The organism is Ruegeria sp. HKCCD3925, assembly GCF_057221175.1.
Genome location: NZ_JBWVBI010000001.1, coordinates 124,080 through 138,190 on the forward strand (window position 1 = coordinate 124,080; position 14,111 = coordinate 138,190).

Consider the following 14,111-nt stretch of genomic DNA (forward strand, 5'->3'; position numbering starts at 1 on the left):
AGTGTCGCGGGACTTGTCTAGCCGAATTACGTGCCTGCCGGAGCATCCACCGGCGGGAGTTTGCCGTTGGCGCGGTGTTCCTCGATTTTCACCTCGTCCCACAGCGCGTCCATTTCGGCCAGATCACTTTGCGAAGGCGTTTTTCCTCGTTCGGCCAGCCGGGCTTCGACCTTCTCAAAACGGCGAGTAAACTTGGCGTTTGTGCGGCGCAAGGCGGCCTCGGGTTCGATGCCTAAGTGGCGGCCGAGGTTGACAATCACGAACAGCAGATCGCCGAATTCATCCTCGAGCGCGTCGGCATCCATGCTGTCGCGCGCCTCTTCCAGCTCAGCGGCTTCCTCGGTGATCTTGGCGAGCACATGGCTGGCGTCGGGCCAGTCGAACCCTACGCGCGCGGCACGTTTCTGCAGCTTATGTGCGCGTAGCAAGGCGGGCAGGTTCGCGGCGACACCGTCTAGTGCACCTTTTTGTTCTTTTCCCGCACGTTCGGCGGCTTTGATGGTTTCCCAGTCCTTTGTCTGTTGATCCGCCGACTTGTCTCGGGACTCATCACCGAAGACATGTGGGTGACGGTTAACCATCTTGTCCGACATGGTGCGCACCACGTCCTGAAAGGTAAAATGCCCAGCCTCTTCAGCCATTTGCGCGTGGAAGACGGATTGGAACAGCAGGTCGCCCAGCTCTCCCTTCAATTCGTCATAAGCCTCGCGTTCGATGGCATCGGCGACTTCATAGGCTTCTTCGATCGTATAGGGCGCGATGGTCGAAAAATCCTGTTCGATATCCCACGGGCAGCCGGATTGAGGGTCGCGTAAGCGGCGCATGATTTCCAGCAAACGCTCGATACCTGCGTCCGCGTCGTGGATCAGAGGATTTTCGGCCATTGCGAACCCTTTCGTTCCGGTGTCAGATGCATCCATCCCGCAGTCAGGATCAGGAGTCCACCCCAGATGCCCGTCGTCAACCGAATTGCCGATTACGCCGCTGATATGGCCAAGTGGCGCCAGCACCTTCACACCATCCCCGAATTGGAGTTCGAATGCTATGAGACCGCCGCCTATGTGGCCGAGCGTCTGCGCGAGTTTGGGGTAGATGAACTGCATGAGGGAATCGCCAAAACCGGCATGGTCGCGATCATCAACGGGCAGGGCGAGGGACCGACTATTGGTCTGCGCGCTGACATGGATGCTCTGCCGATTACCGAGGAGACGGGCGTGGACTACGCCTCGAAAAACCCCGGTAAGATGCATGCCTGCGGTCATGACGGGCATACAACCATGCTGCTGGGTGCTGCGCGCTATCTGGCCGAAACGCGGAATTTCGCGGGCCGCGTTGCGCTGATCTTTCAGCCTGCCGAGGAAGAGGGCGGCGGCGCGGGCGTGATGGTTGAAGAAGGCATCATGGATCGGTTCAATATCTCTCAGGTTTACGGCATCCATAACACTCCGGGTCGGCCCGAAGGGCTGTTCGAAACCACGCCGGGGCCGCTGATGGCCGCAGTAGATACGTTTGAGATCCATATTCAGGGCGTTGGCGGCCACGGGGCAATGCCGCATGAGACGCGCGACCCAGTGATGGCAGCTTGCGGGATGGCGCAGGCGATCCAAACCATCGTCAGCCGCAACCACTATGCGCTGGACGATCTGGTGGTGTCGGTGACGCAGATTCACACCGGGACGGTGAATAACGTGATCCCTGACACCGCTTATCTGAACGGCACCGTTCGCACCTTTGATCCGGCCGTGCAAAGGATGGTCAAAGAGAGAATGGCGCAGATCGTGGCGGGGCAGGCCGCCTCGTACGGTGTTGAAGCCAAACTGGACTATCAGGAGGGTTATCCCGCCACTATCAACGACGCCGACAAGGCGGCATTCGCGGCTGAAGTGGCGCGGGATGTATCCGGCGCGGAACGCGTGAAAGATGATGCTGGGCGTGAGATGGGGGCAGAGGATTTTTCCTACATGCTGCAGGCCCGATCCGGTGCTTACCTGTTCATGGGGCAAGGAGATGGCGCGGGGCTGCACCATCCGAAATACAACTTCAATGACGACGTCGCGCCGATCGGAGCGTCCTTCTTCGCACGGATCGTCGAAAAGGCACAGCCGTTGGGCTGACAGGGAAAAGACATGGCACTGGAAGATGCAAAGAACCAGGTGGATGAGGCATTCACCAACCCCGATCTTAAGGGGCTGTCCTATGAAAACACCTTTGGCGGCGCGACTTCATTCCTGCGGCGGCTTTATACCAAAGACCTGACGGGTGCGGATATTGCTGTAACCGGCGTGCCTTTCGATCAGGCGGTGACAAACCGCCCCGGAACCCGTCTGGGGCCGCGCGCGATCCGTGAGGCGAGCGCGCTGCAATCGCCGGATGCGCCTTATGGCTGGCCTTTTGATGCTCTGAGTGAGCTGGCCATCGTGGATTATGGCGACATGGCCTATGACTACGCCAATATCCCGGCCTTTCCCGACACGCTGACTGACCACATTCGGACCATTCTGAAGGCCGATGTCGCTTCGGTCACGCTGGGCGGGGATCATTATATCAGCTTCCCGATCCTCAAAGCTTATGCCGAGAAATATGGGCCGATGTCGCTGCTGCAATTTGATGCGCATACGGACACCTGGGCCGATGACGACATGTCCCGCGTGGATCACGGGACGATGTTCTACAAGGCAGTGAAATCGGGGTTGGTTGATCCGAAACGCTCGGTTCAGGTGGGCATTCGCACTACAAACGAAGACACGTTGGGCGTCAACATCATCGACGCGCGCGAGGTTTACGAATCCGGCCCAGCCGCCGTGGCGCAGAAGATCAGGGGTATTCTGGGCGACAGCCCCGTGTACCTGAGCTTCGACATCGACGGTCTGGACCCTGCTTTTGCGCCCGGTACTGGCACGCCGGTCTGGGGTGGGCTGAGTTCGATTCAGGCGCAGATCATTCTGCGCGACATCGCCGGGATCAACATCAAGGGCGGCGATGTGGTTGAGGTATCTCCGCCATACGATACCTCTGGTGCGACGGCGATTGCGGGGGCTCATGTGGCAACACAGATCATTTGCCTTTTGGGGTGGAACAAGCTGGTGAAGCCTTAACCTTTGGTTAGGCATAATCCCGGTATCTGCTTGGTGAGGCACCGGATCGGAGACATCACATGACCCAATACAACCAACCGATTGGCGGCAATGATCTGGCACGGTTTTCGGGGCCGAACACGTTTATGCGGTTGCCACAGGCGTCGTCGCTGGACGGGCTGGATGTGGCGATCCTGGGGGTTCCGATGGATATCGGCACTTCTTGGCGGTCGGGCACACGGTTCGGACCCAAGCAGATTCGCAGTGAAAGTGCGATGATCCGGCCCTATAACATGTCCAATGGCGCGGCGCCCTTCGACCATCTGCAGATCGCAGATATCGGCGATCTGGCGATCAACACTTTCTCGCTCGCCGATAGTCTTAAGATCATCAAGGAAAGCTATGACGGCATTTTGGCGCAAGGTGTTGTCCCTGTGGCGATGGGTGGGGATCACTCGATCACTTTGCCGATCCTGCGGGCGATGGCCGCCAAGCACGGGCCTGTGGCTCTGGTGCACGTGGACGCTCATGCTGACGTGAATGATGAGATGTTCGGTGAAAAGGAAACCCACGGCACTGTCTTCCGCCGCGCCTATGAGGAAGGGCTGATTGTCCCTGACAAGACCTTTCAGATCGGCATTCGAGGCTCGGGTTACGCCGCCAGCGACTTTACCGAGGCACAGGGTTGGGGGTTCCGTCAGTACCCGGCGTGGGAGCTGTGGCAACAGAACCTGACCGAAATCGGCTCTTTGATCCGTAAAACTGTTGACGATCACCCGGTCTATATCACCTACGATATCGACAGCCTCGATCCGGCCTATGCACCCGGAACAGGCACGCCCGAGATCGCAGGTCTGACCACTCCGCAGGCGCTGCAGTTGATCCATGCGCTGGCGGGCATGAATGTGGTGGGCTGCGATCTGGTCGAAGTATCTCCACCCTATGATCCGTCGGGCAATACGGCACTGACCGCAGCCAATCTACTGTTCGAGATGCTGTGCATTCTGCCCGGAGTGACGTCACGATAGGGGTGCGACGCCATCCTCTGACCGAGTAAGCAGGGCATAGCGGGAATGAATGGGCAGATGAAAATGGTGCTGTGGCTTTTGATTGCGGTGGGCCTTGCAATGGGTGCCTATATCAGACTTGCGCCTTCAGATCCTGTGCGCTGGCATGTGGCCCATGTAGACGCGGAACGAGACCTGAAGGGTGGTGTCGTTCGGGTCGTCGAAACCGGTCCTGATGGGCTGGCGCGTCTCGACAAAATTGCGCGCGCAACACCACGCACCAGTGTGCTGGCCGGATCTCTAGAAGAGGGCATGATCACCTATATCACCCGTACCAAGGTGTTCGGGTTTCCCGACTACACCACCGTGCAGCAAGACGGCGACACGCTGCGTATCTATGCCAGATTAAGATTTGGCCGGAGAGATTTCGGCGTCAATCGGGACCGGGTCACCCAATGGCTTGCTTTGCTGCAACCCTGACGACAAACAGCCCTCTTGCACCTCGCGCCACATGGGCACGTTCAGCGACATCTGGCATTGGGCCATGAACATGCGGCCGTCGACCTGCAGGCATATCATCTCTCCCAACTCGATGCGGGTGCCGGATTTGTCGGTGCAATAGCAGTCTTGCACTTTGCCTCCGGGGCCAACAACATCGGCCATTCCGGGCGTCGCAATGAGTGTCAGGGCTAAGATCAGTCGCTTCATGGCCCAAGCCTAGCACAAGGCAGGGCCTTGACCAAAGCCTCTGGATGATAGACACCGCGCGGATGATCCCCGAAGAACGCCTTGAACAGATAACTCAGCGATTCCAATACCTCGAAGCGGCCATGGCGGATGGTGCCTCGGGCGGGGATATTGCAGCTTTGGCAAAGGAATATTCCGACCTCAAGCCGGTGGTCGATCAGATCATGGCGTGGCGTCAGCTGGTTTCTGATCTGGCCGAGGCCGAGGCAATGCTGTCCGACCCGGACATGAAAGAGCTGGCCGAAGAGGAAATTCCAGAACTGCAGGCGCGTATCCCCGAGGCGGAGCATGCCTTGCAGCTGGCGCTGTTGCCCAAAGACGCGGCTGATGCGCGCCCGGCAATGCTGGAAATACGCCCCGGCACCGGCGGGGATGAGGCCGCGCTGTTCGCCGGAGACCTGCTGCGCATGTATCAACGCTATGCCGAAGCGCGGGGCTGGCAGTTCGAGATCATCGAGGAACAAGCGTCTGATCTTGGTGGGATCAAAGAGGTGGTGGCACATATCAAGGGCGACAATGTCTTTGCGCGGATGAAGTACGAATCCGGCGTGCATCGCGTGCAACGCGTGCCCGAAACCGAAAGCGGTGGGCGCATTCATACCTCGGCGGCGACGGTGGCGGTTTTGCCTGAGGCCGAGGATGTGGACATTCAGATCGATGCCAATGACATCCGAATTGACACGATGCGCAGCTCGGGCGCGGGGGGGCAGCACGTGAACACGACGGATTCGGCCGTGCGGATTACTCACTTGCCCAGCGGTATCGTGGTGACCAGTTCCGAGAAATCCCAGCACCGAAACCGTGAGATAGCGATGCAGGTGCTGAAAACGCGCCTTTATGATCTTGAACGGCAGCGGATCGACAGCGAACGCTCGGCGGATCGCGCCAGTCAGGTCGGTTCAGGTGACCGGTCCGAACGGATCAGGACCTATAATTTCCCGCAGGGCCGCATGACCGATCACCGCATCAACCTGACGCTTTATAAGCTGGATCAGGTGATGCAGGGCGATCTGGATGAGGTGATCGACGCGCTGACCGCAGATGATCAGGCTCGGCTTCTGGCCGAAATGGCGCAATGATTTCGGCGCTGACAGCCGCTCAGGCCATGGTCGCTGCAACCGCACGTTTGCGCGCAGCCGGTGTGCCTGATCCAGCGCGGGATGCGCGGGTGCTGCTGGCGCATGCGGCGCGGATCGAGGCCAGTCGGGTGACGCTGATCGCGCCCGAGGAACTGCCGGTGGATATCGCGGAACGCTACGATCAATTGATCTCGCTAAGGGCCATCCGAGTGCCGGTATCGCATCTGCTGGGCGAGCGTGAATTCTATGGTCGGCGGTTTCGGGTCAGTCGCGATGTGCTGGACCCGCGCCCGGAGACCGAGGCATTGATCGAGGCGGCGCTGAGCGAGCCGTTTGATCATGTACTCGATTTGGGTGTGGGCTCGGGCTGTATCCTGATCACCTTGCTGGCCGAGCGGGCGAGTGCCTCGGGCGTCGGCGCCGACCTCAGCGAAGCTGCCTGCCTGCAGGCCAGCGCCAATGCAGTACAGCATCAGGTGCAGGCGCGCGCCGAGATTCGGCAATCTGACTGGTTCGAAAACATTGAAGGTCAGTTCGATCTGATTGTTTCGAATCCGCCCTATATTTCAGCGGACGAGATGCACGCGCTTTCCCCTGAAGTGCGCGAGCATGAGCCGCGCATGGCGCTGACGGATGAGGGCGACGGTCTGGATGCCTATCGCCGTATTGCGGCGTCGGCTCCGGATTATCTGATGCCCGGCGGGCGTATCTTGGTTGAAATTGGCCCGACACAGGGCGCTTATGTTTCTGCCCTTTTTGATGCCGCTGGTTTGACCGGCGTAAAGGTGATCCCCGATCTGGACAGGCGTGATCGTGTTGTGGGGGCCAGAATGCCGCCTTCTAAGCGAAACTGAGGCCGAAAAATGCCGATTGATGTAAAAAAGCTGCGACATTTTCGAGAATCCCCTTGTCTGAACGCTCAGGACATGTTTACTCAGGATTAGTCGGCGAGGTTGACGCTGTTTCAGCGCACCCCTGACGCCAAGCCCAAAAAGTCGATAGCGCGTAACGGCACAAGCCACTGAGCAGCGTTAGATACGGGTTGATCGACAGTGAATTGATAAGGCTGACGTAAAGTAAGATGAGATCTTCCAAATCCCGCTCGCGGGCCAAGAACAACCGCAATCGTCCTTCTGGCGGAAACGTCGTAAACCGGGTTTTTGACAGCTCGGGCCCCGAAGGCAAGGTGCGTGGCACACCGCAGCAGATCATTGACAAATACAACCAATTGGCGCGCGACGCTCAGCTGTCGAATGACCGCGTGGCAGCTGAGAACTTTCAGCAACACGCCGAGCACTATCTGCGCATGCTAAGCGAAGCGCAGCGCGAGATCGAAGCGCGCCGCGAAGAGCAAGAGCGTCAGAACCGCGAACGGCAGGCCGAGCGTGATCGTGAACGCGCCGAGCGTCAGGAACGCGAAGCAGCCCGTCAGGCCGATCCGGCCGAGGCTCCGCAGCCGGACGTTGTGGATTTCGGGAATGAGGCGTCTGCGCCCGATACAGGGCTGGTCGAGACGCCGGAAAGCAAGGATGCCGAGCAACCCGAAGCGACCGAGCGTAAGGAAAAGCCGCGCCGCCCGCGCACCCGGAAGCCAAAGGCTGCCACCCCTGCGGCTGAGGATGCACCCGCTGACAAGGGCGACGCACCCGAGGCAGCTGAATAAGCGCTTTTTGATCATGAATTGAATGAAAACCCCGGGCAAAGGCCTGGGGTTTTTTCGTTCAGGGTTTGCGAATTTCGCGCGCGAGCGCGCAGAAGGCTTCGAGCGGGATCTGCTCGGCCCGGTCGGTGGGTTTGATACCGGCTGCGATCAGGCGGTCCTCGATATCTGGCGCTGCCCCTTTCAGTGAGGCCCGCAGCATTTTGCGGCGCTGATTGAAGGCTGTGGCAACCACGCGCGACAGGGTTGCGGCGTCAGCGGGATAGCGGGGTTCGGGCAGGGCAGTCAGGTGAACCACGGCGCTTGAGACCTTGGGCGGTGGAGTGAAGGCTCCGGGTGGCAGGGACATTGCAATGCGCGCTTCGGCCCGCCATTGGGCAAGGATGGCGAGGCGGCCATAGGCCTTGCTGCCGGGGTGGGCGACGATCCGCTCGGCCACTTCACGTTGAAACATAAGGGTCAGGCTCTGCCAGAAGGGCGGCCATTCGGGCGGGGTGAGCCAGCGGACCAGAAGCTCGGTCCCGACATTGTAGGGCAGGTTGGCGGCCACCCGGATCGGAGGCGTCAGATGGGCCAGCGGGTCGATTTCCAGCGCGTCGCCGTTGATCACTTCCAGCTGGCCCGGATAGGCGGCGGCGATGTCGTTCAGGGCAGCGATGCAGCGGGTGTCCTTTTCCACGGCCACGACCTTGCGCGCGCCTTCGGACAGAAGCCCGCGAGTCAGACCTCCGGGGCCTGGGCCGATTTCAAGGACATCGCATTGAGTCAGATCACCCGCCTGCCGCGCGATCTTGGCTGTCAGGTTGAGGTCGAGCAGGAAGTTCTGGCCCAGCGATTTGCGGGCCGAAAGCTGGTGAGTTGCGATAACCTCGCGCAGCGGGGGGAGGGAGTCGATGGCGCTCATGACTTTACCGTCGCGCGGGTTGCGGGGAGAGCGCCAGCGATTTTTTTGCCTCCGGCGGAGGTATTTGGGGCCAGATGAAGCATTAGCGGGACTGCGCCATTCGCTGGGCGAGCTTCAGGGCCTCGATCAGGCTGTTGGGGTTCGCGCTGCTTTGGCCCGCGATGTCCAGAGCGGTGCCGTGATCCGGCGAGGTCCGGACGAAGGGCAGGCCCAAGGTTACGTTCACACCGCGGTCGAAATCCAGTGTCTTGATCGGGATCAGGGCCTGGTCGTGATACATTGCAATCGCGGCATCATATCGCGTGCGCGCCGCGGCGTGGAACAAGGTGTCTGCCGGGTGGGGTCCGGTCACGGTGCAATCGACTGGATTGAGGTCTGCGATCAGTGGCGCGATCCAGTCAAGCTCTTCCGTACCCATTTTCCCGCCTTCGCCAGCGTGGGGGTTCAGCCCCGCGATGGCGATGCGAGGATGGTGGATACCGAATTGGGTGCGCAGGCCTTGGGCGGTGATCTCGATGGTTTCTTGCAGCACTTCTGGGGTGAGTGCGCTTGGGACCTGGGAGAGCGGGATGTGGATGGTGGCCGGAACCACGCGGAGCTGTTCGCTGGCCAGCATCATTACCACGCGTGACCGGCCTGCCAAAGCAGCAAGAAATTCGGTATGGCCGGGGAAGGCAAAGCCCGCACCGTCGATCAGCGCCTTTTTGTGGATCGGCGCGGTACACAGTGCAGAGGCTGCGCCGGAACTCACCAGCTCAACACCCTTTTCAATAGAATCGATGACCGAAAGTGCGTTTGCTGGATCGGGGTGGCCGGGCGTGTTCGGGGCAGGAAAGTCGAAATGCAGCACCGGCAGAGCCGAGGCGCTGGCCGGTGTCGCCTCAGACGGGTCGGCGATCCGGGTAATGGGTGTTCCATCGGGCAAATGTGATGCGTCGCCGATGTAGAAGAACGGACAGGTATCGCGCAGGGCTGCCCAAGCTTTGGCTGCGATTTCGGGTCCGATCCCGGCGGGCTCACCAAAGCTTAGCGCGATTGGGGCGATCATTGTTCGATGATGACAGCGTCGGCCCTCAGCTGTTCCAGCAGGCTGTTTGCAAGGGCCTGCAACCGCTGCTGGGTCAGTGCGTTTGCCACGTCCACACGGGTGGTGTCTTCGCCCAGGTTGCGGGTGCGATTGCACAGCATCAGGAACATCAGCGTCTGCCCGTTGTTGCGCGTCAGCGTGGCCGATGCCTCATTTGGATCAAGCTTGGCCAGCTCAAGCGCTACGTCGCGTGGAATCGCCGAGGGGCTTTGGGTAAGGCGTTCCAGCACGTCGGGCGATTGATCTTTGGCGATGCCGTAGAGGTCATCGCAGGTGTCGATCTCTTCCTTGAGCTTTTCGGCTTTTGCAAGCGTTTCGGCGCTGCGGCCACCGGGAAGGTAGTAGATCGCGTAGTCGATCTCGGAATAGGTTGGGGCACCTGCGGCAACTTCGCGGATGCCGCGCATCTGGAACAGAGCCACGGCGTTCGGGAGCGAAAGTGGGTCGGTGATCTCACCGTTTTTCAAGCCCAGAATGACGGGTTGCAGGGCCGGAGGCAGGTTGTTGAGCGACAGCCAATCCAGTCGCCCGCCATTCTCGCGTGTGGCAGCGGCAGAGTATTGCGTAGCAGCCGAAGAAAAGCTGTCTTGATCGGGAAGTTGTGAGATTTCATCGGCCAGGGCTTCAGCCTGCGCCAGGGTCTGCGGTGTTACCGGAATGATAATTTCGGACAACAGAACCTGCAGGCCGCCGCCGCCACCCTGACCCAAAGCACGGTTGATCTCATCTTCCGAGGGGCGAGCCTGCGACAGAAAGCGGGTACTGACAAAGTCGCGCCAGGACAATTGATCGGCGACAAAATCCCGTACGGTTTCCTTTGATACGCCCGCATCGTTGAGCAGCTGCAGAAACTCTTCGCTGCTGAGGTTGCCGCGCGAGGCGAATTCATCAATCCCGGTCTGGATATCTTCGGGCGCGGCTTCGATGCCGGCATCGCGCATCGCCTGTTTGCGCAAACGATCCTCGATCAAGGCTTCGCGGACTTCGCGCTCGGAACTGCCCGGAACGCCGAGCAGTTCGAGAAACTGCTGACGTTGTTGAAGCTCATACCAGGTGACAATGTCCTGATTGACCCGGATTGCAGGCGAGAACAGGCTTTGAGCCTGGACCTGTGGTGTGGCCATTGCAACAAGCGCGGCAGCCAGCACCGGCAGCACCGATCTACGGCAGCCAGAGCGGAGAGATTTTGTGAAACCTGAGATCAACTGCATCTTCTCTTAAACTTCTGTCCATCGCCTTCGACGGAATACCCTGTCAGGGCAACGGTAAAGCCGAATTCTGTCGAAGGCTCAATACTTGATGTGGAGGTAAAGCGTCTGTTGACGTTCACATTTACCTGCACACACTCATTTTCGTAGGTCACGCCGAACCCAAGGCGGAGTGGTTCAGATTCGCTGAAATCATAGCGTGCGTTGGCTCGGGTCAACCAATTCTGATCTACGCGGTAGCGACCGCTCACCCGTAATTCCGAGATTTCATCATTATTCGCTTCAGCAGGATCAGGCTCGAGCCAGATGTAACCGCCGGAGATTGCCGTATCTCCACTAGACCAGCCTGCACGAATTTCAGCTTTGGTAAAACTGAAATCGCTGTTTAAAAGCCCACGCGCGGCCAATGTCAGCCCCTTGCCGTTATTCAATTGCCCGGCAAGCAGAATGTCGGACTTGGTACCCTGCAGCCCCGATGTGAGCGTGAAATCCGGATCCGCATCGGACCGGAAGACCTGTCCGATTGTCGCCAGCGCCCGCCAGCCGTCAGCGTTGTACCGAGACCAGTTCAGGCCCACAACGGCGGTTGCACCGTCTTCGCGGCGGTCGGGGGCCGGAAAGCGCGAAAGGGACAAAAGATTGCCCTGATCGAGTTCCTGAAAGGTACTTTCATCGTTGGGAACGTCATTGTTCGAAACATGCGTCCAACCAATTTGCGCGATTGGCTCAAGGATTTGTGTTGCACCGGACTGCTCGCGGCGCAGCATGGGGTAGCGCAGGGTAAAAGCTGCGCGCGGGGTCGAGCGGGTTACATTGTTCGGAAACTCGCTGTCATTGCGGATATTGAACGTATCCACTGACGCGCCCACCAATGCCTCTGCACGTAATCCGGTCGCAAAGGTCCAGTTGCGCAGCCATTCCGCATCGAATGTTGCCCTGGCGACGTCGCGACCAATAATATCTTCGTCACTGGTTCGCGTGTGGGTGTGACCATCGAGGCTTAGTTCAACTTCACCCCCTAAGGTGCTGGGGAAGAGTCGCTTTCGATAGTTGATGTCGAAGACACGCGATGGGATTTCATCCTGATTTTCGCTATCCCGAAGGGACTTGTAGTGGATGAAGCTGGTTCTGAACGCCGTATCACGCTTGATCCGCTCAAGTGCAATTTCGCTACGCAGGCGGTCAAAATCGGGCAAGCCGTAATCTGCCAGATACGAGTCATCCGAAGTTGTTTTGATATCGAATGTCAGCCGGTAGTCATTTCCAAGACCGAACCGGCCATCGGCGAAGAAATACCCCCGATCCTGACCGGGCTGCAGGTCGTCGCGTGTATAAGAGCCTCGCAGCCGAATGCGCCCGCGTTTGAATGCCTGCCGGTAACGAAACCCAAGTGTGCGGGTCTTGGACGACAGATAGGGCGTCAGAGTCAGGTCCTTGTGATCTCCGATCTTGAAGAAATACGGCACCTGAACTCCAGTGCCCAGTTGCGAAGTGGTGCGGATCGACGGCACGAGAAAGCCGGTCGCCCGCTCAAGTGTCGGGTCGGGTAGGCGTAGCGTGGGAAAGTAGAAGACCGGGACATCGAGTATTCGGAACTGTGCGCCTTCGAAATAGAGCTGCCGTTCAAGCTGGTCATGGGTCACTTTCCGGGCGCGAATTTGCCAGATCGGGGGTCTGCCATTCGCGCAGACATGACATGAGGTTGCAGCGACCTTGCTGAATTGCGTATAGCGACCTGCCGCACGGGTGGCCTGGACTGAGGCGATCTGCACTTGCTGGTCAAAGACCATGCGCGCGCCCATCAGAAGTCCATTCTGTATCCCGCTGTCCAACTGCGCGGAATCGGCCAGCAATGTGCTGTTCCCGCCTTGATCGATCCGGATTGGGCCGGTCAGGGTCAGCTCGCCGGTTTCGCGATCATAGGTGACGCTTTGCGCTGTCAGTTTGACGTCGCCTTGGAAGGCCTCGACATTCCCCTCTGCGACCAGTTTGCGATCCGGGGTAATGAATATCTCATCGGCCACCAGTAGGGCGGGTTGATTCTGTTCAGTCGCGTCAGCCTCGCTGGCGGCACCTTCTGGTTCGGACTGTGCGGCAACTGCTGCAGGCAGCGAGAGGATCAGTGCGCTCGACAGCAACAAAGACAGGACGGAGCGCATCAGCCATCCTCCGCATGGAGCAACAGGCCCAGAGACAGTAGAATGCCCGCAAAGGGTGGGGCCCAGGCCGAGACCAGAATAGGTAATTGCCCGTTTTCGCCAAGAATTTGGGCGAAATTCCGGATGAAGTAGATACCGAACCCCAGCAATACAGCGGTCAGCACGGCAACTCCGGTGCCGCCGAACCGGACATGGCGCATTGTGAAGGCGGCCCCGATCAGAACCATCGAAACCAGAAACAGGGGTCGCGCAAGTTGTACCTGCAGCCAGACCTCATATTGCTTGGTTGAAAATCCCGCCTCGCCCAGATCACGAATCAACTGGGGCAGATCATAGACCGAAACTGAATCCTTTTGCCCGAGAGTGTCCAGAATCCGGTCTCTGGTCAGCGTTGTGGGTAGGTTCAGGATCTCATGGCTGGTGGCAATTGCTTCGGGATTGAGATCGTCCTGAATGGGCCAGATTTTGGCCTGATGCAAGGTCCAGAATCCATCCTCCAGATCAGCTTGCTGGGCCGAGATTTGCTGGTTCGGCTTGCCGTCGGATGAGAACGTTGTGATGGTCACGTTCCGCAGGGCGAACCGGTCGCCGTTGACAGTGCCGGTTGCGTGAATCACCGACTGACCGTTGGCTGAGCTCTGGCGCAGCCACAACCCCTCGCGGCTGATGGACAGGGCTGAGCCACCCTGGTTGCGATAGCCATCGGACAAGCGTTGGAACTCTTCCGACGTCGCGGCCGCGATGGGATTCAGCAAAGTCACAGCAAGTGCGCCGATGGTCAGCGCAAGCAACACGGGCGCTAGCAGGGCTCGGATACCGGATCTCCCGATAGCGCGGGTCACCACCAGTTCGGAGCTGCGGGCGAGGCCGACAAACAGCGCGATGGTGGCCAGGATCATCAGCAGGGGCAACATCTCGCTGATCGCGGCCGGTGTGTTCAGCAACGTCAGTTGCAGCAACTGGCCAAAGGATAGGTCAACACCATCGAACCGCCGCACCTGTTCGATCAGATCGATCAGGATCATCAAGGTCAGAAAAATACCGCCGATTACAAGAAAGCTTTGAATAAAGCGGCGGGCAAAATAGCGGTCGAGGATCACGTGGGCATCCCCGTCAAACCCCGGCATCCAAGAATCACAATCGGGCATGGAATCATGCGCGACGGCCTGTAACTGCCGATTGGTGT

At 59.2% G+C, this 14,111-nt stretch carries 14 protein-coding genes; 7 read left to right on the forward strand and 7 right to left on the reverse strand.

All coding sequences use genetic code 11. The annotated features are described in order from the left end of the window. Positions 1-26 precede the first annotated feature (26 nt). Positions 27-884 (reverse strand): nucleoside triphosphate pyrophosphohydrolase, encoded by an 858-nt coding sequence (mazG, locus tag AC2TEM_RS00615; RefSeq protein WP_170422456.1) that lies wholly within the window; start codon positions 882-884, stop codon positions 27-29. A 66-nt stretch (positions 885-950) separates the two neighbouring features. On the opposite strand from mazG, the gene AC2TEM_RS00620 reads away from it, so the two are divergent. From AC2TEM_RS00620 to AC2TEM_RS00635, 4 genes are read left to right on the forward strand one after another with little or no spacing between them, the layout of a single operon-like run. Then, a complete protein-coding gene (locus tag AC2TEM_RS00620; protein WP_480855948.1) occupies positions 951-2,114 on the forward strand; it encodes a M20 aminoacylase family protein in 1,164 nt (387 codons plus the stop codon). Between the two features lie 12 nt (positions 2,115-2,126). Next, positions 2,127-3,095 (forward strand): agmatinase, encoded by a 969-nt coding sequence (speB, locus tag AC2TEM_RS00625; RefSeq protein WP_170422048.1) that lies wholly within the window; start codon positions 2,127-2,129, stop codon positions 3,093-3,095. A 59-nt stretch (positions 3,096-3,154) separates the two neighbouring features. Then, positions 3,155-4,102 carry an agmatinase gene (gene speB / locus AC2TEM_RS00630; protein ID WP_170396741.1) on the forward strand — a complete coding sequence of 316 codons (948 nt, stop codon included), beginning with the start codon at positions 3,155-3,157 and terminating at the stop codon, positions 4,100-4,102. Between the two features lie 45 nt (positions 4,103-4,147). Beyond that, positions 4,148-4,561: a DUF1499 domain-containing protein gene (locus AC2TEM_RS00635; RefSeq protein ID WP_480790372.1), complete on the forward strand. Its 414-nt coding sequence runs from the start codon at positions 4,148-4,150 to the stop codon at positions 4,559-4,561. Here AC2TEM_RS00635 and AC2TEM_RS00640 read toward each other — a convergent pair. Then, on the reverse strand, positions 4,487-4,789 hold the full coding sequence (locus AC2TEM_RS00640; RefSeq protein WP_170422045.1) for a hypothetical protein: 303 nt from the start codon (positions 4,787-4,789) through the stop codon (positions 4,487-4,489). The genes AC2TEM_RS00635 and AC2TEM_RS00640 overlap by 75 nt on opposite strands. Before the next feature lie 62 nt (positions 4,790-4,851). On the opposite strand from AC2TEM_RS00640, the gene prfA reads away from it, so the two are divergent. The 3 genes from prfA (at position 4,852) to AC2TEM_RS00655 (ending at position 7,570) form a co-directional block, all read left to right on the forward strand. Next, entirely contained in the window at positions 4,852-5,907 is a 1,056-nt protein-coding gene (gene prfA, locus AC2TEM_RS00645) for a peptide chain release factor 1 (RefSeq protein ID WP_170396981.1), read from the forward strand. Beyond that, entirely contained in the window at positions 5,904-6,761 is an 858-nt protein-coding gene (gene prmC, locus AC2TEM_RS00650; protein WP_170422042.1) for a peptide chain release factor N(5)-glutamine methyltransferase, read from the forward strand. Before prfA ends, prmC begins: the two co-directional genes overlap by 4 nt. Before the next feature lie 227 nt (positions 6,762-6,988). Then, entirely contained in the window at positions 6,989-7,570 is a 582-nt protein-coding gene (locus AC2TEM_RS00655) for a DUF4167 domain-containing protein (protein ID WP_170422039.1), read from the forward strand. Between the two features lie 58 nt (positions 7,571-7,628). Here the strand turns inward: AC2TEM_RS00655 and rsmA are convergent, their stop codons facing one another. The 5 genes from rsmA to lptG form a co-directional block, all read right to left on the reverse strand. Beyond that, positions 7,629-8,471, reverse strand: coding sequence for a 16S rRNA (adenine(1518)-N(6)/adenine(1519)-N(6))-dimethyltransferase RsmA (rsmA, locus tag AC2TEM_RS00660; protein WP_170422036.1), 843 nt, complete (start codon positions 8,469-8,471; stop codon positions 7,629-7,631). 82 nt (positions 8,472-8,553) lie between these two features. Beyond that, positions 8,554-9,519, reverse strand: a complete 966-nt coding sequence (gene pdxA, locus AC2TEM_RS00665; RefSeq protein WP_480855949.1) for a 4-hydroxythreonine-4-phosphate dehydrogenase PdxA — start codon at positions 9,517-9,519, stop codon at positions 8,554-8,556. Then, positions 9,516-10,769 (reverse strand): peptidylprolyl isomerase, encoded by a 1,254-nt coding sequence (locus tag AC2TEM_RS00670; RefSeq protein ID WP_170406236.1) that lies wholly within the window; start codon positions 10,767-10,769, stop codon positions 9,516-9,518. Before AC2TEM_RS00670 ends, pdxA begins: the two co-directional genes overlap by 4 nt. Next, entirely contained in the window at positions 10,760-12,925 is a 2,166-nt protein-coding gene (locus AC2TEM_RS00675) for an LPS assembly protein LptD (protein ID WP_170422029.1), read from the reverse strand. The genes AC2TEM_RS00670 and AC2TEM_RS00675 overlap by 10 nt, the downstream gene beginning before the upstream one ends. Further along, positions 12,925-14,025, reverse strand: a complete 1,101-nt coding sequence (lptG, locus tag AC2TEM_RS00680; protein WP_170422452.1) for an LPS export ABC transporter permease LptG — start codon at positions 14,023-14,025, stop codon at positions 12,925-12,927. The genes AC2TEM_RS00675 and lptG overlap by 1 nt, the downstream gene beginning before the upstream one ends. Between the last annotated feature and the right edge of the window lie 86 nt (positions 14,026-14,111).